This window comes from Acinetobacter sp. DMC2, assembly GCF_056314305.1.
The window spans coordinates 448,722-468,296 of the sequence record NZ_JBQUYP010000001.1; the positions used below are offsets into that span (position 1 = coordinate 448,722).

Here is a 19,575-nt window from a genome sequence, read left to right on the forward strand (position 1 = left end):
TATTTGTAAAAACTACTCTACAGATGCTAAAGCTGTTACCAACAGCTTCCAGCATTTCTCTACAGTATCAACTTTGACTCGTTCACCTGGTGCATGTGCACCTTGAATATCTGGTCCAAAAGAAACCATCTGTAAATGTGGATAATGTTCACCAATAATCCCACACTCCAAGCCTGCATGAATTACTTTTAGATTTGGCTCAATATTAAATGCATTTTGATAGGCTTGTTGTAAGCACTTTAGAGCAGCCGAGTCAGGATTTGGTGTCCAACCTGAAACTAATGGTGTGAGTATAGAGGCGATATTAAATTGACTAAAATGTGCCTGAATTTTTTCTGCAAAATCTTGAGCTTCTTGATTCACCATTGAGCGAACCATTAAAACAGCTTTTCCGCCTTCTCTATTTAGTCTCACCACCCCAATATTATTTGAAGTCTCAACCACATCTGGGAGAGCTTGACTCATACTTGCAACGCCATAAGGACTTGTTGCTAAAGCTTGTAACCACTCGTTTTGCTGTTGTTGAGCAATTACTTCGGTCACTTCAGCTCTATTAGGCTGAATAGTTAATTGCAGATTGTCATCAATACCTTGTAGCTGTTTTTTCCATGCTGTTTGATATTCATCGAGTAATTTTTCTAATTTAGGCAATTGGTTAGACGAAATAGCAATGGTTGCCAATGCTTCTCGAGGTAAAGCATTACGAGCTGTACCACCTGTAAATTCAACAAGGTGTCCACCCAGCTTTGCTAAATACTCATTTAAAAAGCGGGCCAGAATAACGTTGGCATTGCCACGTCCTAAATGAATATCTACACCAGAGTGACCACCTTTAAGGCCAGCCACCTGAATATTTACAACCATCAAGTTTTCAGGAATTGGTTCATAATTAAGTGGTTGCTCAACTTCAACATCAATACTGCCAGCACATCCGAGATATAACTCACCCCACTCTTCTGTATCAATATTAAATAGCCATTTCCCTTTTAGTACACCTGCCTGTAAAAGCCGTGCACCACTCATACCTGCTTCTTCATCAACAGTTAAAAGAACTTCAATTGGGCCATGAGCAATATCATTTGAGTCTAGAACTGCCAAAGCTAAAGCTACACCAATGCCATTATCAGCACCCAAAGTCGTATCTTTAGCAATCAACCAACCATCTTCAAAAACTGGACGAATCGGGTCTTTAAAGAAGTTATGTACTGTGCCTGTATTGGCTTGTGTGACCATATCTAAATGGCCTTGCAGAATAACGCCAGATACATGTTCTTTACCCGCAGTCGCATTCTTACGAATAATTAAATTACCGACTTCATCTACGTAAGTTTCTAAATTTCGACTTTCAGCCCAGCTTTGTAAAAACCCACGAAGCTGCTGTTCATGCTTTGATGGCCGAGGAATAGTGCAAAGTGTCTGAAAATGCTGCCAAACCACTTGAGGAGATAATGCTGCAATATCAACTTGTGTCATGAAAACCACACTCTAATTATGTAAATATCTTAATAATTTCAATATACACAATGCATTAAAGATAGGTAGGGATTTCGGGAAAGATTTTGTATTTTTATCTTTAATCTAAAGAAATTGTACGACTTTTCTAAAAAAGCCGTACTTCACAAATAAATATTAACAAGCGTATTTTTTAGTTTTTCCACTCAAATGCTGAAAAGCTATGATCAGCTTTCAAACTATTTTCAACGGCCTGCGCAAGTTGACGAATAATGCTTTGTGTTTCAATCTTTTCAAACCAGTCTTGCTCTTCATCTGGATTGGCAGAGATTTCACACATCAAATGCCCATCGTGGTCTGTTTTCTGACAAGTAATCGACAAGGGTAAAAGGTGATTATCAATACTCACTTCTACCTTTTCATGCTCATGCACAATATGCTGTGCATCAAAGCCATAGTGCCCCAATTGTTTAAACAGTAAAGCCGCTACATATTCTTGAGTGATATGGCATTCATTTGGTGGATGATCAAGCACCCCATGTTGTGGGCAACTGGCAATAAATTGTAATTTTTTCATCCTTTGTCCTAACACTTTTATCATTATCTGCGCTTAGCATAAGCAATAAACAAACAGCAGCCAAGCCTTTAGCCCGCTGCTGCCGTTGCTATTGTGTTAGCAATTATAAAATGTGTTAGGTCAAAAGTTATTGGCTAACTTCGATTGTTAAGCCTGCACGATTCGCCAACTCAGTGAAAGTTGGGAAACTTGTCGCCACAGTTTCAGTACCATGAATTGTAATCGGACCAGAATTACGAAGACCAGCCATACTAAAACTCATAGCAATACGGTGGTCATGATGTGATTCAATTTCACCACCAGCAAAGATTGGTGACCAATCACCTGACTTACCCTTACCTTCGATAATGATGCCATCATCAGTTGGCGTGCAGTCAATACCCATGATTTTTAAGCCATCTGCCATAACCTGAATACGGTCAGATTCTTTCACACGAAGTTCTGCCGCACCAGTTAGTACCGTTTGGCCTTCAGCACAAGCTGCTGCAATAAATAAAGCTGGGAATTCATCAATTGCCAAAGGCACTTGATCTTCGGGCATATGAATGCCTTTAAGCGTGCGTGAACCTTTAATATGAATATCAGCAATAGGTTCACCACCAGCAATACGTTCATTTTCAACAGTTAGGTCAGCACCCATCTGTTTTAAAATTTCAATTACGCCAGTACGTGTTGGATTAATACCTACAGCTTCCAGAATAACATCGGAACCTTCAGTAATTGCAGCACCCACCATAAAGAAAGCAGCAGATGAAATATCTGATGGTACTTGAATGTCAGTACCTACTAATTTTCCGCCACCCACAAGAGAGATCTTATTGCCTTCAGTTTTAACATCATAACCAAATGCACGAAGCATGCGCTCTGTATGGTCACGAGTTGGTTCTGGTTCAGTTACCGAAGTTTCACCTTCAGCCCATAGGCCCGCAAGTAAAATACCAGACTTCACTTGAGCAGATGCCATAGGTAAATCGTATTGAATGCCTTTTAATTGCTGGCTACCCGTAATGCTGACAGGTGGTGTACCTTTCTCACCTGTTGTCTGGATTTGCGCACCCATTAAACGCAATGGCTTAGCAATACGCTCCATTGGACGTTTAGAAAGTGAAGCATCACCCGTCATCACTGAATCAAACTTTTGTGCTGATAACATGCCTGAAAGCAAACGCATGCTTGTACCAGAGTTACCCATATACAATGCGCTTGCAGGTGCTTTTAAACCATGCATGCCTACACCATGAATGGTCACTTCACCATTTTTAGGGCCTTCAATGCTTACGCCCATATCACGGAAAGCTTGCAAAGTTGCCAAAGCATCTTCACCTTCGAGAAAGCCAGTTACATGGGTAGTGCCTTCGGCAATAGCACCAAACATAATGGAGCGATGTGACACAGATTTGTCACCCGGTACGGTAAATTTACCTTTAAAGGCCTTATTTCCCGGTAAGATACTGAATTGCTGTGTCACCTTATTTTTCTCCATTAAAGGTTTTTTGGCTAACATATGATTGAAATGCTGACGTGCTGCCTGAGCATGGCCGAGTAATCCCATTAATGCGTGAGAATCTTCGTTTTCAATCAATTTTCTAAGTACGGTAAGTTGCTTTTCGAAGCCATCTACAGCATTTAATATCGCTGTTTTATTGGCAAAGAAAATGTCATGCCACATTTGAGGATCACTAGCTGCAATCCTTGAAAAGTCACGGAAACCACCTGCTGCATAACGGAAAATATCAAGATTATCTTCACGATTTGCAAGTTGCTCGACCAGATTAAATGCCATTAAATGTGGTAGATGACTCGTATGCGCAAGCACTTCATCATGCTTAGCAACATCCATACAAATGACTTCAGCTTTAGCAGCTGACCAAAGTTGAATTAATTTATCAACAGCCCATTCTGCACTTGTCGGTAACGGCGTTAAAATTACTTTGTGATTTGCAAATAGATCAACCCTACCTGCATGAACACCCGTGTGTTCACTACCTGCAATAGGATGTCCCGGTACAAAACCTGCTGGTAAATTTTCACCAAATACAGCTTTTGCTGCATCAACGACATTACCTTTTGTACTTCCCACATCAGTTACAATCGTGGTTTCTGACAAATAAGGTTTAATTTGCTCAAGCACTTTTTGTGTAGCACGTACGGGCAAGGCTAAAACAACTAAATCTGCCCCTTTCACGGCTTCAACAGGATCAGAAAATCCTTCTTGTATTAAGCCAAGTGATTTTGCATCTTCTAAAGTTTTCTGTGAGCGTGTAGATGCAACAACAGTTGTGGCCAACTTTTCTGCAACAATAACACGAGCTAAACTCGACCCGATGAGTCCTAAACCAATAAATGCAACTTTTTTAAATAGGGGTTGTGACATAACTTCAACTTTGCTTTTGCTCAAAGTTATTTAAACCATTGAGCAATTTGTTTTTAAGCATAATGACATGCTTATCTTGATGCATGTCATTATTCCAACATAAGTGATTACAGAACAGCGGCAGGATAAGAACCTAAAATACGAATCTCTTTCACCATTGGGCGAATATCATTAATCGCAGCAGCAACATTCTCTTGTTCGATATGACCTTCTAAATCGATAAAGAATACGTATGCCCACTTTTCAGGTAATGCTGGACGAGTTTCAATACTTGTTAAGCTAATATTATGTTTTGCAAATGGTGCTAAAATTTCTAGTAAAGCACCCGCACGGTCATGTGCTGAAATCAATAACGATGTTTTGTCATTACCGCTTTGTGGAATTTTTTCACGGCCAATCACTAAGAAACGCGTGGTATTTTCCGGATTATCTTCAATATTGCTATGTAAGATTTCAAGGTTATACATGCCTGCTGCAATATCAGATGCAATCGCTGCCGAATGCCATTCATTGCGAATACGGCGCGCAGCTTCTGCATTTGAGTTTAAAGCAACACGTTCAACACCTGGATAATGCGCATCTAACCATTGGCGACATTGGGCCAGAGTTTGCTGATGAGCATAAATCTGCTTAATACTGTCTTTACGTGTATTTTCAGAAACGAGGAATTGATGATGAATACGCAATTCAACTTCACCAATCACATTTAAATTCGATGTTTTAAAGCAATCTAAGGTATGGTTTACAACACCTTCAGATGAGTTCTCAACTGGAACTACGCCGTAATGTGCACTACCAGCTTCCACTTCACGGAAGACTTCATCAATCGTTGGGAGTGGTCGTACAACCGCATCTTTACCAAAATGCTTAAGCACAGCAGATTGAGTAAAAGTACCTTCTGGCCCTAAAAATGCAATACTTTGCGGTGCTTCTAAAGCAAGGCAAGCAGACATAATTTCACGGAACAAACGCGCCATGGTTACATCAGACAAAGGACCTTGGTTACGCTCCATCACTTTACGTAACACTTGTGCTTCACGTTCAGGACGATAAAACAAAGGATTCTCTTCGGAAGCAAATTTAGCTTTCGCAACAGCTTCAGCAAGGCTTGCGCGTCGATTTAATAATTCTTGAATCTGTTGATCCACGCTATCAATATCTTCGCGAATTTGTTCTAAACTAAGAGAAGTCGTTTTGTTTTGATCATCGTTGATCATTAGAATGCAGCCTCAGTAAAATCATCTTTTGAACGAGAGTATAACAATAGTCTGCTTTGATTTGTTAGGCAATATGGCTGTAAGAGCTTTTTTCATTAACCTTTTTGCACACATTCCTTGAATCGCTTTATTTGATAATGATTTTCATTTATCATTTGTATAATAAATTTTATTATTCCCCATTATGCATAAATCATTTTTCTTTTTACCTTGCTGTTTCCTTTTGAGCTCATTAATAAGTAGCTCTGTTTTGGCTCAAACTTCTACACAAAATCAATCAAAAATCGTTTTTCAAAATAATCAGGCCCAATTTCAAATTAAATCTAAAAATACAGGCCATGATTATCTTATTCAAATTTATAAACCACCCGTTGCCCCACCCCAACAGGGTTATCCAGTACTTTATATATTAGATGGCAATGCAACATTTCCAAGTGCTGCCAATATTGCCCAGTCAATTGGTGCCGGTTCTGCAAAATTAGGTCTAGACCCGCTCATGATTGTCGCGGTTGGTTATCCGCAGCAAAAAACTTTTGATGTGCAAAAACGTGCTTATGATTACACACCAAAACCTTCTGCTGAATTTCAGGCACAAGGTAAATATAAATATGGCGGTGCTGACAAATTCATCAATTTCTTAAATGATGAACTCAAACCAGAAATTGCAAAACAGTTTCCAGTTAATAGTCAACAACAGAGCCTATATGGACATTCTTTTGGGGGCTTGTTGGTTCTTTATCATTTTTTTCAAAAGCCAGATGTGTTTCAGCGTTATTTTGCTGCCAGCCCTTCTCTTTGGTTTGACCAAGGCATGTTATTCCAACAGTTAAATCATTGGCAAAGTCAAAAACAAAACAACTCTCCGATGCTTTTGACCACGGTCGGTACACATGAGCAAGGTGGACCTCGTACTCAACTTGATAATAAATTTAACGAAACAGATTTCTTTAAAGCTCTGGAAAATAAACGTTCAGATCAATTTACTTATTGGCATTTTTATAACCCTGCTGAACAACACATTACAAATTTGTATGCGAGCCTACCTAAAGCTCTTATGTTTGCTTCGTGCAAAGACCTAGAAAGCTGTAAATCTTTATTTGATGAGCCATCACAGCAGCCAGCCAAGTAAAAACATAATTACATTTAAAGATGATTATTTCGTTGTTCTTAAAGATAGTCCTCTTAATGCATAGATTGGTTATACTGACCCAATATGTCATAACAACAGTAAAATAGAATGAATAAAATTATTGTTTTAGGCTTACTGGGTCTTACAAGTTTTAGTTTAACGGCTTGTGGCGGTTGCCCCTTAATCGCAGGATGCAATGGTAGGGATAATTCTCCGTACTATATAACAACTGTCAGTAATCAAGTTCGTGGTATTCCAATCCCACCCCAAACCAAGCTGACTTATCAGTCGCAAAATTTCAGGCAGAAATTTGAGCAAACACATGCTTTAAAAGAGAAAAATTTATCAGGCATCTATTTACAAGAAGGTACAGCAATCATTTGGGGCGGTATGCCAGTAAACATGTTTATACAGTTTTCGAATCCCGAAATGAAAGGCTTCTCGGTCTATCCAGCACGAGGATTTAAAGCAGAATTATCAAATGAGTTTTTACGTTTATGGAAAAGTTGTGAAAGTGATTTAAACATTAACTTAAAGGACCCAAATGACTGGTCATTTAATCCTGAAAATATGAAAATAACTGGTTGTGGTGTCGTCTTTCAAGAACGTAGTGAATACACCGAAGATTCATTTCATCAAGATGAAGCAGATGAGTTTTTAAAAAAGATGAATCATGCATTACAGCAATTACCGAAACAACAAGACTATCCTGTCATTCAACAGAAGACTAAATAGTTAAAAACAAAACAGCCTGTTCTAAGACAGGCTGTTTTTTTCTCTGCTTAATTAGGCTTTGCCAATTAATCCACGCGCTACGATTTCTTTCATAATTTCATTTGTACCACCGTAAATACGTTGGATACGAGCATCTACAAAGAAACGTGAAATTGGATATTCAGTCATATAACCATACCCACCAAAAAGTTGGAGTAAGTTGTCTGCAACCTTCATTTGCATATCACTACTGAAACTTTTCAATGCCGCAGCCGTTTCTACATCTAGTTTGCCTTCTTGATATAAAGCAACGTTTCTTTCATAAAAAGCTGCTGTAGCAAGCTCATCAATTTTTGCTTGTGCTAAAACAAAACGAGTATTTTGGAACTGTGAAATGGGTTGACCAAATGCTTGGCGCTCTTTTACATAAGCTGTTGCCAAATCAATCGCACCGCGAATTGCCCCAATTGCAGTAGATGCAATTGCAGTACGTTCACGAGGTAACTCTTGCATTAAATAAGCAAAACCTTGCCCAGCTTGGCCAAGTAATTGGTTTTTAGGTACTTTCACATTGTCAAAAAACAGCTCAGATGTGTCTTGAGAATGTAGGCCGATTTTGTCTAAATTTGTGCCTTTTTTAAAGCCTTCCAGATGTGTATCTGCCAATAATAATGACACACCTTTCGCACGGGCTTGGGGATCAGTTTTTACTGCAAGCACAACAAGATCAGCATGCTGTCCATTTGAAATAAATGTTTTTGAACCATTTAATAAATAGTGATCGCCTTGCAAGATGGCGCTGGTACGCATTGATTGTAAATCCGAGCCTGCTCCAGGTTCAGTCATACCAATTGCACCAACAATTTCACCTGTTACCATTTTCGGTAACCAATATTGTTTTTGCTCTTCTGTCCCAATATGTAAAATATACGGCGCAGCAATTTCAGAGTGACAAGAAATAGCTGTTGATAATGCACAAAAACCGGCACGTGCAGACTCTTCAACTAACATTAATGAGTAGTAGGTTGGAACCCCATAACCACCATATTCTTCTGGAACATCTACACATAGATAGCCATTTTCGCCCAGTTGATTCCAAACTGAACGAGGCATGATTCCTTCGCGTTCCCATTGGTCGTAGTGAGGCGCAATATGCTCACTCATAAAACGTTTAAAATTATCACGGAATAATTCTAAATCTGCATCGTATGCCAACATAATATTTTCCTTCAGCTTTATTGTTTTATCGAATCTCGTTGCTGTGCATGCTAATCATTTTTTTAGCAACTGTCATGGCATAGCTGCTCATTAAAACTGTACTTTTCAGTCAGCCAATAAAAAAGGAAGCTTTAGCTTCCTTTTTTATATAGTTTTATTTGAATTAATCTAGACCTTCAGCGACTTGAGGACTTTTTGGTTCCATCATTTTTCTGTCGACTTCATCTGGATTATTTAAAGCATCATTAAGCTTATCTTTATCTAAAGCACCAACCCATTTAGCAACCACAATCGTCGCTAAAGAGTTACCAACAAGGTTAGTTAAAGCACGTGCTTCTGACATGAAACGGTCAATACCTAAAATCAATGCCAAACCTGCAACTGGAATATGTCCTACAGCAGACAAAGTTGCCGCCATAACAATAAAACCAGAGCCTGTTACACCCGCAGCACCCTTAGATGAGATTAAGAGTACTAATAACAAAGTGATCTGATGTTGAATATCAAGCTGAGTATTCGTTGCCTGAGCAATAAAGATTGCTGCCATAGTCAAATAAATTGACGTTCCATCTAAGTTAAATGAATAACCTGTTGGAATAACCAAACCGACTACAGACTTTTCACAACCTGCAATTTCGAGTTTACGCAACATGCGAGGTAAAACAGATTCAGAAGAAGATGTACCAAGTACAATTAATAACTCTTCACGAATCATGCGAATCATTTTGAGAATACTGAATCCACTAACACGGCTGATTGTACCCAAAATCAAGAAGATAAAGAGTAGACACGTAATATAGAAGCAGAGAATTAATTGCCCTAATTGTACAAGTGAACCAACGCCATATTTACCAATGGTGAATGCCATTGCACCGAATGCACCAATCGGAGCCAGTTTCATGATCATGTTCACAATGTTAAAGAACACATGTGCAACTTGATCAATAAATTTTAAAACTGGACGTCCTGCATCACCTAACTTATGTAAAGCAAAACCAAAGAGAATTGCAAAAAGAAGGACTTGTAAGATTTCACCATTTGCAAATGCGCCAACAACCGTATCTGGAATGATGTGCATTAAGAAATCAATGGTAGATTGTGACTCACCAGAACTGACGTATTTTTGAATGCCCGAGGTGTCTAGAGTTGTAGGGTCAATATTCATCCCTACACCCGGTTTAGCAATGTTAATTACAACAAGGCCAATCAGAAGTGCAATTGTTGAAACAACTTCAAAATATAACAACGCGACGCCGCCAGTTTTTCCGACTGACTTCATGCTTTCCATGCCAGCAATACCGCTGACCACGGTACAGAAAATAACTGGAGCGATGATCATCTTGATCAAACGAATAAAGGCATCACCTAATGGCTTGAGTTTCTCACCTAAACCTGGGATATGCTGTTCAACACCATTGACAATTTGCGTTGAGCTTGGGGAAAAATGCCCTACCAAAACACCCGCAATAATCGCAATAATCACCTGAAAATAAAGTGATTTATAAATCGGTTTTTTAGCCATAACTTTACTTCAATCTATATTTCCAAGTCCGTTGGAAATACCAAAATGAAACGTCTATTCTTTACGAATACACAGCCCTAACCTTTCACATGAACACCGCAAAAGGGAAACGGTTCTTTGTAAACAAAAAACCTTCCTACTACCTCAATGAAAACAAAAAAAGTTGTTTTCTAAAACAGGAGAATACCTGAAGTTTCTAACCACTTTGAGTAGTTAGAAATAACCTCTTACTTTTTCAATAAAAAGCTGAAGATATAGGAGAATCACAGAAAATTATGATATGAATGCTCAAAAAAGCACGAGAAAGTGTACTCGAATTAAACAATGATTCGGTTAAATTTTTAGCTAATACGCGCAAAAAACACTCATGCAGCCTTAAGACTTTAGTATAAGAAACACTTTTGATATTTTTTCGACAGTTTTTTATGTCATATTGATTAAATACTTGTGGACATTTCATTTTGAGCTGCCTACATCCCATCATTTTTATTGTTTTTGAACCACGATGAATACTAAACGTAATATCTATAAAGATGCTGAACACCCATTCGCTCAATATGTCCGTATTTTAGGTAAGGGAAAAAGTGGTTCACGCTCTTTAAGCTATGAAGAAGCTTATCAAGCATTTAGCATGATTTTAAAAGGTGAAGTGCTTGATGTTCAGTTAGGTGCTTTTTTAATGCTACTTCGTGTTAAAGAAGAATCTATTGATGAACTCGCGGGATTTGTTCAAGCCACTAGAGATCAACTCAATTTTCAACCTTTGGAAGTTGATTTAGACTGGTCATCTTATGCGGGTAAACGTAAACATTACCCATGGTTTTTGTTAGCAGCTCTCACACTTGCCCAGCATGGCTATAAGATTGTTATGCATGGTGCATCAGGCCACACGCTTAACCGCGTCTATACCGAGCAAGTTTTAGAATATCTGGGTTATCAAATTTGTCATTCTGAACAAGAAGTACGAACACAAATAGCAGAGCAAAATTTCGCATACTTACCACTAGATGTGATTTCACCAGTTTTAAGTGAACTAATTTCTTTAAGAAATGTAATGGGCCTACGCTCACCTATCCATACTTTAGCCCGCTTAATCAATCCTTTTAATGCTAAAGCTACCTTACAAGCTATATTCCATCCAGCTTATCGAACTTCACATCAACATAGTGCATTGCGCTTAGGCTATCAAAATAGTGCTGTCATTAAAGGTGAAGGCGGTGAGTTTGAACGAAATCCAGATGCAAAAACACTCATTTGTGGCATTAAAAATGGTGAGCTCTATGAACATGAGTTACCAAAGCTCACCCCTGAACGCAGTCCAATTGAAGAAGAGTTAGATTTAGCAACTTTTAAAGCAGTATGGTTAGGTCAACAGCACCATGAATATGGAGAAATGGCCGTAACAGAAACCATCGGAATCGCGCTATATACGATGGGCGTTGTTGCGAGTTTTGAAGAGGCAATGCAAAAAGCAAAAGTGTTATGGGATACACGAAATTTAAGCAATCTTAATTCGTAGTTAACAAATGCTATCGTGAAGGTCGACATGGATGTCGACCGTATCACTGCGATACATGGAAGTATCGTCAGTGATACAAAAGATTTTTGGTTACTTTTGATCCTTCAAAAGTAATAAAAGCCTATATGCTATAACTCATAAAAAACATGGTATTCAAGGCTATATGGAATAACAAAAAATAAGTTTTCTGTCTTATAAAATTTTAAACAAAACGAATTGGTTTAAATTCTGGCTCATGTTTGTGATGATCATCTTCACAAACCTCACCCTCTTCTTTCGTACCGCGGTCAATATAACCACTACGCTGCTCTTCTGGTAAGTTCTTTAGCTCCCAAGCGATTACAGCTTGCATACAAGTTTCACGCTGCTCTTTTGTTAAAACAACGCCATTTGGCCATTTACCAATTTCTACTGCTGTTTTTAAACGCTCTACAATCTCAGGGTTTAAAATAGATAGCATTTGTTCAATATTCATGATTCATCTCTTTGGAAAGATTCAAAATCTTGGTTCCAACCAAGTTTGGTACGGCAGGCCATATAAAAATCATAACCTGGTGGATGCAATAAACTTAGTTTAAATGGATGTTTGCGGATGTGTAAACTATCTCCAACATTGAGCGATATGCTATGTTGACCATCTGCACTCACCATCGGTAACACCCGATTTTCGCGAATAACAATCTTAATTTCGCTTTGTCCACCGACTACGATAGGACGTGATGACAATGTGTGGGGATGCATTGGAACTAATGCAATCGCATCCATACTTGGATGTAAAATTGGTCCACCACCTGACAACGCATACGCTGTTGAACCAGTTGGAGTCGAAACAATTAAACCGTCACTATGCTGGCGATAAACATATTGGCCATCAATGTTGAGTTCAAAGTCAATCATGTGGACCGACTTACCCGAATGCAAAACGACATCATTTAAAGCAATGGCATCATAAATGACTTCGCCATTTGTTCGCACTTCCATTTCAAGTAAGAAACGGCGATCAAGTTGAAAATGCCCTTGAAGCACTTGGTCAAGTTTAAAAATCGCTTCTGACGGTTTGATATCGGTTAGAAAACCTAATCTCCCACGATTGATACCAATAACAGGTGTATTGTAACGAACCAAAGCTCTTGCCGCATGGAGTAAAGAGCCATCCCCGCCTACTACAATAACTAAATCAGCAACTTCACCTAATAAATGACGGCTTACCACCTGTGCATGATCATAAGGCACTAATTCAGCAGTTTCCTGATCAAAAATGGGGTTTAAGCCTAGGTTCAATAAATGATCATGAATTAAACATAGTGTTTCTACAACTGATGATTTATCTGGTCGACCGATTAACCCGACGTTTCTGAAGGACTTATGTGAAATTTGCACGAATGAGTAAGCTCCGCTGCGATACTTGCCTATAATAACATTATCCTGATTAATTTAAAAAAACATAACTACAAGATGCTGTAAAATTCAATCTAAGTTTTCCAATTATTCACAGTTTTATCATTGCAAATTGATGACAAGCTATCGCATCATTACAGGCATTGTTAGGGTTTTATCTCATTTTTATGAAGTTTGAACGTGGTATCGGTTTCTTTGCACTAATCTTTTCCATTTTGGTCATTGGTGCTTTTATTGCTCTTAGTATCTATCTGATTCGTTTAGATAATATTATCCGTGAAAAATTTGAAGGACAGCGGTGGGATATTCCTGCCAAAGTGTTTGCACGACCTCTGGAAATTTATAACAACGCGCCTATTTCCCAAGCAAATTTCACTCAAGAATTGAAGCTACTGGGTTACAAAACTTCAAGTAATTATGACAAGTCTGGAAGTTATGTTGCTCAAGGCAGTAATATGTATATTCACACACGTGGCTTTGACTACGGCGACAGTGTTGAACCTGAACAAGTCTTAGAGTTAAGTTTTGCAAATGATCAAGTTGTTGAAGTTCGAAGTACCAAACCTTCTTCAACTGGCGTTGCACGCTTAGAACCGTTACTCATTGGAGGAATTTATCCTCAACACAATGAAGACCGTGTACTCATTAAACTGAATAATGTCCCTAAACCACTTATTGAAGCTTTAATTTCTACAGAAGACCGCAATTTTTATCATCATCATGGTATTTCAATTCGCGGTACGGCTCGTGCACTAGTGAGTAATATCACAGGTGGAAAGCGTCAAGGTGGCTCAACCCTGACTCAACAATTAGTTAAAAACTTCTATCTCACACCTGAGCGCACATTAAAACGTAAAGTCAATGAAGCATTAATGGCTTTGCTCATCGAACTGCATTACAGCAAAGATGAAATTTTAGAAGCCTATTTAAATGAAGTAAATCTTGGCCAAAACGGTAGCTACTCAATTAATGGCTATGGTTTGGCTTCACAATTTTATTTTGGTTTACCATTACGTGAGCTTAGTGTTGCACAACAAGCTTATTTAGTAGGTTTGGTACAAGGACCTTCTTTATATAATCCTTGGAAAAACCCTGAAGGTGCAAAAAAACGCCGCGATACCGTATTAAATAACATGCGTGTGATGGGTTATTTAACTCAAGCCGAATATGAAGATGAAATTGCACGTCCTTTAAATGTATTAAGCAAACCAAGTTTAGGGCCTGCAAAATTCCCAGACTTTTTAGATATTGTACGTCGTCAATTGCGTACAGAATATCAAGAAAGTGATTTAACCAATCAGGGCTTACGTATTTTTACGACCTTAGACCCAATTACTCAAACTCAAGTTCAAAATGCATTTAAAGCTTCAGTAGACCGCTTAGCAAACAGCAACCCAGCACGTTTGAAAAACCTCCAAGGTGCTGTACTGATTGCGCATCCTGAAAATGGTGAGCTTGTTGCAGCAGTTGGCTCTACACAAGACTTTACTGGTTTTAACCGTGCTTTAGATGCAAAACGCCAAGTCGGTTCTTTATTGAAACCTGTCATTTATTTAAGTGCGATTGAATCTGGACGTTATAACTGGGCAAGCCAAATTGAAGATGCTCCAATCAGTGTTCCTGTAGACGGCGGTAAAAGCTGGACACCTAAAAACTATAGTGGTGGTGGACATGGTGTAGTAAGTCTGAGCGAAGCATTAGCAAACTCATATAACCTTTCTGCTGTACGTTTGGGTCAAGAGTTTGGTTTATCAACATTTAGCAATAATCTAAGAAAGTTTGGTGTTGAATCAACGATTCCTGCCTACCCTTCTATTTTCCTTGGGGCAGTCAATATGTCACCAATGGAAGTGCTCGGAATCTATGAGAACTTCGCTACAGGCGGTTTTAAATATCCAACTCGTGCAATTCGATCTGTGGTAGATGCGAATGGTCGTTTACTTGACCGTTATGGCCTGAATGTTCAACAAACGATTGATCCGGCTGTTGGCTATATCATGAACTATGGTTTACAACAGGTCATGTCTTCGGGTACTGGTCGTTCAGCCTACAGTAGCTTATCTCCAGCTTTAAAATTGGCAGGTAAATCAGGTACGACTAACGATACACGTGACTCATGGTTTGCTGGTTATTCGGGTAACCATGTCGCTGTAGTATGGTTAGGTTTAGATGACAATAAAGTAACTGGTCTAACAGGTTCATCTGGTGCATTGCCAGTATGGACTAACGTGATGAAACAGTTACGCCAAACTCCTGTGAATATACGTCAACCAGACACTGTACAGTGGCAGTGGATTGATCGTGCAACGGGTGATTTATCTGCTCAGGCTTGTGATGGCGCTATGTATATTCCGATGCTAACCCATACGGTTCCGCACCGTGCTACTCCATGTGGAGCACCTTATTATCAAGTTGATCCAACATATACGCCACAAAGTGATAACACAACGCCTGACTCTCAGGATGATAATACCGACAGTTATATTCGTGAAAGTGAAAGTCAGATGCAACAAGATCTGTCAAATAACTCACACGTGATTTCAAGTGGTAGTTATAACAACTAAGCGTAAACAGGAAATTAGGATATGTTGAAGAAAGGTGTTTTTTATATTGGTGCTGTTCTTATGGTCGGCTGTACAACTTTGCCCGATCATTCTGACTCCAAAGAGAAAACACCTACTCCTCCAGTCAAAAAGACGGAAACTCCATCGGGTGTAAAAATTACACCTTATGATCACCCGGAAATTCAACGCAAAAATTTACAGGTGATTGTTCCTCAACAGAAAAAGCCTCAACATTTTAGTGATGATGGAAGTCAGTTACCTGCATTTAAAGTTTTAATGCAGAAAACACAGCAGGCTTATAAAAATCAGCAATGGTCAGAGGCTGAACGCTATGCACTTCAGGCACAGCGTTTAGCACCGCAAGCAGCTGAGACTTATTTATTTCTTGCACTTACTGCAAATCATAAACAGCAATATTCTAATGCTGAGTCTCTTGCCAGACGTGGTTTGAGTTTTGCCCAAAGTCAGGCAATGAAAAAACAGCTTTGGCTAACTATTTTAAAAGCTGGGCAACAACGTAATAACCAAAAAACTGTTCAAGAAGCACAGCAAGCATTAAAAGCGCTCTAGCTTTTAATGCTTTTATGTTTTATTAAAAATTACGAATACCCGCCAAGCCATACGCACCGTGTTGCTGTGCTGTGGCTAAATCATCAGGACTCATGCCTCCCAAAGCGAATACGGGAATCTGGCATTTCTCAATCAAGTCATTTAAACGATTCCACCCTAATGCGGTCGCATCTGGATGGGTCTCTGTTACTTTGACAGGACTTACAAAAACAGCATCACAGCCAATTTGCTGAGCATGCTGTAAAGAAACTGCATCGTGGCAAGCAGCAATAAAACGCACTCCCACTTCCAAGTCGCCTTTATGTAAACTCATTAATTGGGGTTGCTTAAGATGTACTGTTTTTATATGAGTTTTTAACTCAGGTTTTAGCTTGTGCCAAACTTCGACATTCACGATTAATTTTGAAAGCTGATTGGTATCTAAAAGAGCTAATTTTTCTAGATCTGCCTGATCAAAACTATCTTTTTCACTACGCCAATACACTAAAGTGTCATCATTTTCGACTGGTGCCAGCGTAGGACTAATTTTAATAAAATGCGGCCAATACAATCTTTTTATGATGTCTTTATTGGCTTTTGGAAAGTTTAAGTGAAGTAATTGTTCACGTGTGTACCATGCCCATGGTTGATGAATAAGATTTAATAGTTCATCAGGCACATAACTATGGAATAAATGTAAATTGACAATAATGTCGTCATATTCATGATGAATATAATCAAATTGATGCCAATCTTTTAAACCAATACCCACTTCTTCATAGATTTCACGGCGACAGGCTTCTTCGGGTGTTTCACCTTGCTCAACCTTCCCCCCCGGAAACTCATGCTTTCCACCTTGATGCTGCTGCTCTTCGCGCCATCCAACTAGTATTTTTCCATGATGGATCAAGATTGCTATAGCGACATCAACAATTGGTTTGGGCATTTTTTTACTCTCTAAAACTTTTCTCAAGTGTAAGCAAATTTTATCATTTTATAAAATCTTAAAAATCTCATTGACAGATCTATTCGATAATGATTATCATTTAAATCGTTCAAGAACATACCACGGAGCACAACAAATGAACGCACCTTTTAGCTTATTTACTCGTAACAATGAAACAGCTCATGCCTTACCAATGTTACATTCTAACAACCTCTTTGCATTAGGCCGTGAAATCCGCATTATGCATGCTGGCGAGGAATATCGTTTACGCCTCACTCGCAACAATCGTCTAATTTTAACTAAATAAAAAATACACTCGCGTTTCAATAATATTCGTGGGAAAACAAAAAATGGATAGCATGGGTAACCATGCTATTTTCTATAATGGAAGATTAACCTCTACCCTCAAACCACCCTGTTCAGCATGCATAAAATGCAATTCACCATTGTGCAATTCAATAATTTTTCGAGTAATTGAAATTCCCAACCCTGAACCTTGTTGCTGAGTGCCTAATACTCGAAAAAAACGCTGCCCTAAACGTTGCAATACCTCATCATCTACACCATTTCCTGTATCTTCTATAGCGACCTTAATTTGCTGTTCGTCCTGACTAATCTCGACATGAATAGAGCCTAAATTCGGGCTATAACGAATGGCGTTATCAAATAAATTTCTAAAAGCAATAAACAGTAATTCTTCATTTGCAAACATTTTAGTTTCTGTCGAGAAAGTATTTGTCTCTATCAACATCTGTTTAGCTTTCGCATCTAAATCTACAGTTTCAATAACTCTTGCCAATAAGTAATTTAAATCGATAACTGCCTTAGGAAGTTGTGGCTGCTCAGCTTCATTCGGTTCCAAACGAGCAAGAAGTAGTAAATTTTCAAGTATCTTTGTACTTCTAGAAACATCTTCTTGTATACGTTCAAAATCTTGATGAAGCTCGGGAAGATGCTGGTATTTACGCTGTAAAACTTGAAGACGCATTTGTATGGCAGATAACGGAGAACGTAGCTCATGCGAAGCATCTGCGGTAAAACGCTGTTCAGCAACAAGAGCCCTTTGCAATCTTGCAAGCAACTGATTTAAAGCATCTATAACAGGTTGAATTTCTGTAATAACATCTGGTTCTTGAATTGGTTCTAAATTTGATGCAGTTTTTTGAGCAATACGTTTTGAGAGTAAATTTAGTGCAGCCAATTGATGCTCGGTACGCCAACTTACAATGACCCATTGTAGTAGCCAGAACAACACCATAAGACCACTATATCCGGCAAGTGCTTTGAGTACTTCTTCAATACGTGTACTCATTGGCTGAAAAACTTCAACTTGGAGTTGAGAGTCATCTTGTTGTGCAGCCAGACTACGCCATAATTGACCATCAAACCAAAAATATGAAAAACCTTCTGACAAGTTACCTTGTTCAAAAAGTTCATGCTGATAGCTATGAGAATGGGTCAATACTTGGCCTGTGTTTAATAACTCATATTGAATATCAAATTCATCGCTCAGCTCATCAAACTGTTTCATGGAGTGTCCAGAAAGGTCAGAAACCAACAAAGTATCTGAAATTTCATCCATAATTTCGTCTTGCACTGACATGTTGTGATAGATCGAAAATATGGTGAGTAAACTTAAAGCCAACAGCCCCACCACAACGCTACTCCACATTGTGGTTTTAACCAGTTGCGACTGCAAGGATGAGCGATTCGATTTCATTTTAAATCTCCCATACGATAGCCTAGCCCCCGTATGGTTTTAATACTGCTACTTCCAATTTTTTTTCGAAGCTGATAAATAAATACTTCAATCGCGTTACTTTCAATTTCCTCACCCCATGCATAGAGTGCTTCTTCTAATTGATCACGGGTAATAATATGCTCGGGCTGCATCATAAGCTTACGCAATATTTGGAATTCTTTTGCCGTTAAATCAATAGACTTGCCCGCACTTAATACAACTTTTGCTTGTGTATCAAGTTGCAGGTCACCCCACGTTAAAATTGATTGCTGACTCAAAGTTTGTTTGCGTAATTGAGCACGGATACGAGCAGATAACTCTTCTAAACTAAAAGGCTTAACCAAATAGTCATTTGCACCTAAATCTAGTCCTTCTACCCGATCATGAATGCTGTCACGTGCAGTAATAAAAATAACAGGAACATTTTTTTGTTTATGACGGATCGTTGTTAAAACTTTTTCACCAGCCAATTGCGGCAGTCCCCGATCAAGCAAAATACAGTCATAGTTATGCTGTTCGATTGCCGTAAGGGCATAATCACCTCTTTCAACCCAGTCTACTTGATAACCGTCTAACTCTAACCATGATTGAATGCTTTCAGCTTGAGATCGATCATCTTCTGCAAGCAAAATTCTCATCTATTTTTCCTGTTGTA

17 protein-coding genes are annotated in these 19,575 nt (G+C 38.8%); 6 read left to right on the plus strand and 11 right to left on the minus strand.

What is annotated here, in order from left to right; all coding sequences use genetic code 11:
- Positions 1-12 precede the first annotated feature (12 nt).
- The 4 genes from ACT53H_RS02180 to pheA form a co-directional block, all read right to left on the minus strand.
- Positions 13-1,473, minus strand: coding sequence for an aminoacyl-histidine dipeptidase (locus ACT53H_RS02180; RefSeq protein WP_476008498.1), 1,461 nt, complete (start codon positions 1,471-1,473; stop codon positions 13-15).
- Between the two features lie 172 nt (positions 1,474-1,645).
- On the minus strand, positions 1,646-2,029 hold the full coding sequence (locus ACT53H_RS02185) for a hypothetical protein (protein ID WP_004791237.1): 384 nt from the start codon (positions 2,027-2,029) through the stop codon (positions 1,646-1,648).
- Between the two features lie 127 nt (positions 2,030-2,156).
- Positions 2,157-4,403, minus strand: coding sequence for a bifunctional prephenate dehydrogenase/3-phosphoshikimate 1-carboxyvinyltransferase (locus ACT53H_RS02190; protein WP_476008499.1), 2,247 nt, complete (start codon positions 4,401-4,403; stop codon positions 2,157-2,159).
- A 107-nt stretch (positions 4,404-4,510) separates the two neighbouring features.
- Positions 4,511-5,620 (minus strand): prephenate dehydratase, encoded by a 1,110-nt coding sequence (gene pheA, locus ACT53H_RS02195; protein ID WP_003650703.1) that lies wholly within the window; start codon positions 5,618-5,620, stop codon positions 4,511-4,513.
- A gap of 184 nt (positions 5,621-5,804) precedes the next feature.
- On the opposite strand from pheA, the gene ACT53H_RS02200 reads away from it, so the two are divergent.
- Positions 5,805-6,749 carry an alpha/beta hydrolase gene (locus ACT53H_RS02200; protein ID WP_476008500.1) on the plus strand — a complete coding sequence of 315 codons (945 nt, stop codon included), beginning with the start codon at positions 5,805-5,807 and terminating at the stop codon, positions 6,747-6,749.
- Positions 6,750-6,857: 108 nt separating this feature from the next.
- The gene (locus ACT53H_RS02205) at positions 6,858-7,484 is read left to right on the plus strand and encodes a hypothetical protein (protein ID WP_476008501.1); all 627 of its coding nucleotides are present in this window, start codon (positions 6,858-6,860) and stop codon (positions 7,482-7,484) included.
- 51 nt (positions 7,485-7,535) lie between these two features.
- Here the strand turns inward: ACT53H_RS02205 and ACT53H_RS02210 are convergent, their stop codons facing one another.
- Positions 7,536-8,681, minus strand: coding sequence for an acyl-CoA dehydrogenase family protein (locus tag ACT53H_RS02210; protein ID WP_476008502.1), 1,146 nt, complete (start codon positions 8,679-8,681; stop codon positions 7,536-7,538).
- A gap of 163 nt (positions 8,682-8,844) precedes the next feature.
- Positions 8,845-10,203 (minus strand): dicarboxylate/amino acid:cation symporter, encoded by a 1,359-nt coding sequence (locus ACT53H_RS02215; protein ID WP_174759360.1) that lies wholly within the window; start codon positions 10,201-10,203, stop codon positions 8,845-8,847.
- Positions 10,204-10,708: 505 nt separating this feature from the next.
- On the opposite strand from ACT53H_RS02215, the gene ACT53H_RS02220 reads away from it, so the two are divergent.
- Positions 10,709-11,722 carry a glycosyl transferase family protein gene (locus ACT53H_RS02220; protein WP_476008503.1) on the plus strand — a complete coding sequence of 338 codons (1,014 nt, stop codon included), beginning with the start codon at positions 10,709-10,711 and terminating at the stop codon, positions 11,720-11,722.
- Between the two features lie 202 nt (positions 11,723-11,924).
- On the opposite strand, the gene ACT53H_RS02225 is transcribed toward ACT53H_RS02220, so the two are convergent.
- On the minus strand, positions 11,925-12,197 hold the full coding sequence (locus tag ACT53H_RS02225) for a YeaC family protein (protein WP_004791223.1): 273 nt from the start codon (positions 12,195-12,197) through the stop codon (positions 11,925-11,927).
- On the minus strand, positions 12,194-13,102 hold the full coding sequence (locus ACT53H_RS02230) for an NAD(+) kinase (RefSeq protein WP_004791221.1): 909 nt from the start codon (positions 13,100-13,102) through the stop codon (positions 12,194-12,196). Before ACT53H_RS02230 ends, ACT53H_RS02225 begins: the two co-directional genes overlap by 4 nt.
- A gap of 185 nt (positions 13,103-13,287) precedes the next feature.
- On the opposite strand from ACT53H_RS02230, the gene mrcB reads away from it, so the two are divergent.
- Both mrcB and ACT53H_RS02240 read left to right on the plus strand, forming a co-directional pair.
- Positions 13,288-15,684, plus strand: coding sequence for a penicillin-binding protein 1B (gene mrcB, locus ACT53H_RS02235; RefSeq protein WP_312822599.1), 2,397 nt, complete (start codon positions 13,288-13,290; stop codon positions 15,682-15,684).
- 21 nt (positions 15,685-15,705) lie between these two features.
- Positions 15,706-16,254, plus strand: a complete 549-nt coding sequence (locus ACT53H_RS02240; RefSeq protein WP_191899952.1) for a tetratricopeptide repeat protein — start codon at positions 15,706-15,708, stop codon at positions 16,252-16,254.
- 22 nt (positions 16,255-16,276) lie between these two features.
- Here ACT53H_RS02240 and ACT53H_RS02245 read toward each other — a convergent pair whose 3' ends face one another.
- Entirely contained in the window at positions 16,277-17,179 is a 903-nt protein-coding gene (locus ACT53H_RS02245; RefSeq protein ID WP_476008504.1) for an NUDIX domain-containing protein, read from the minus strand.
- A gap of 136 nt (positions 17,180-17,315) precedes the next feature.
- Here ACT53H_RS02245 and hemP point away from each other — a divergent pair, with 136 nt between their 5' ends.
- Entirely contained in the window at positions 17,316-17,486 is a 171-nt protein-coding gene (gene hemP, locus ACT53H_RS02250) for a hemin uptake protein HemP (protein ID WP_004643472.1), read from the plus strand.
- A gap of 72 nt (positions 17,487-17,558) precedes the next feature.
- On the opposite strand, the gene ACT53H_RS02255 is transcribed toward hemP, so the two are convergent.
- Both ACT53H_RS02255 and ACT53H_RS02260 read right to left on the minus strand, forming a co-directional pair.
- Positions 17,559-18,899, minus strand: coding sequence for a sensor histidine kinase (locus ACT53H_RS02255; protein WP_312822605.1), 1,341 nt, complete (start codon positions 18,897-18,899; stop codon positions 17,559-17,561).
- Positions 18,896-19,558: a response regulator transcription factor gene (locus ACT53H_RS02260; RefSeq protein WP_004791211.1), complete on the minus strand. Its 663-nt coding sequence runs from the start codon at positions 19,556-19,558 to the stop codon at positions 18,896-18,898. Before ACT53H_RS02260 ends, ACT53H_RS02255 begins: the two co-directional genes overlap by 4 nt.
- Positions 19,559-19,575 lie beyond the last annotated feature (17 nt).

Coding starts and splice junctions, on each gene's coding strand:
- ACT53H_RS02180 (WP_476008498.1), bottom strand. CDS start 1,473: ATGACACAAGTTGATATTGCAGCATTATCTCCTCAAGTGGTTTGGCAG.
- ACT53H_RS02185 (WP_004791237.1), bottom strand. CDS start 2,029: ATGAAAAAATTACAATTTATTGCCAGTTGCCCACAACATGGGGTGCTT.
- ACT53H_RS02190 (WP_476008499.1), bottom strand. CDS start 4,403: ATGTCACAACCCCTATTTAAAAAAGTTGCATTTATTGGTTTAGGACTC.
- pheA (WP_003650703.1), bottom strand. CDS start 5,620: ATGATCAACGATGATCAAAACAAAACGACTTCTCTTAGTTTAGAACAA.
- ACT53H_RS02200 (WP_476008500.1), top strand. CDS start 5,805: ATGCATAAATCATTTTTCTTTTTACCTTGCTGTTTCCTTTTGAGCTCA.
- ACT53H_RS02205 (WP_476008501.1), top strand. CDS start 6,858: ATGAATAAAATTATTGTTTTAGGCTTACTGGGTCTTACAAGTTTTAGT.
- ACT53H_RS02210 (WP_476008502.1), bottom strand. CDS start 8,681: ATGTTGGCATACGATGCAGATTTAGAATTATTCCGTGATAATTTTAAA.
- ACT53H_RS02215 (WP_174759360.1), bottom strand. CDS start 10,203: ATGGCTAAAAAACCGATTTATAAATCACTTTATTTTCAGGTGATTATT.
- ACT53H_RS02220 (WP_476008503.1), top strand. CDS start 10,709: ATGAATACTAAACGTAATATCTATAAAGATGCTGAACACCCATTCGCT.
- ACT53H_RS02225 (WP_004791223.1), bottom strand. CDS start 12,197: ATGAATATTGAACAAATGCTATCTATTTTAAACCCTGAGATTGTAGAG.
- mrcB (WP_312822599.1), top strand. CDS start 13,288: ATGAAGTTTGAACGTGGTATCGGTTTCTTTGCACTAATCTTTTCCATT.
- ACT53H_RS02240 (WP_191899952.1), top strand. CDS start 15,706: ATGTTGAAGAAAGGTGTTTTTTATATTGGTGCTGTTCTTATGGTCGGC.
- ACT53H_RS02245 (WP_476008504.1), bottom strand. CDS start 17,179: ATGCCCAAACCAATTGTTGATGTCGCTATAGCAATCTTGATCCATCAT.
- hemP (WP_004643472.1), top strand. CDS start 17,316: ATGAACGCACCTTTTAGCTTATTTACTCGTAACAATGAAACAGCTCAT.
- ACT53H_RS02255 (WP_312822605.1), bottom strand. CDS start 18,899: ATGAAATCGAATCGCTCATCCTTGCAGTCGCAACTGGTTAAAACCACA.
- ACT53H_RS02260 (WP_004791211.1), bottom strand. CDS start 19,558: ATGAGAATTTTGCTTGCAGAAGATGATCGATCTCAAGCTGAAAGCATT.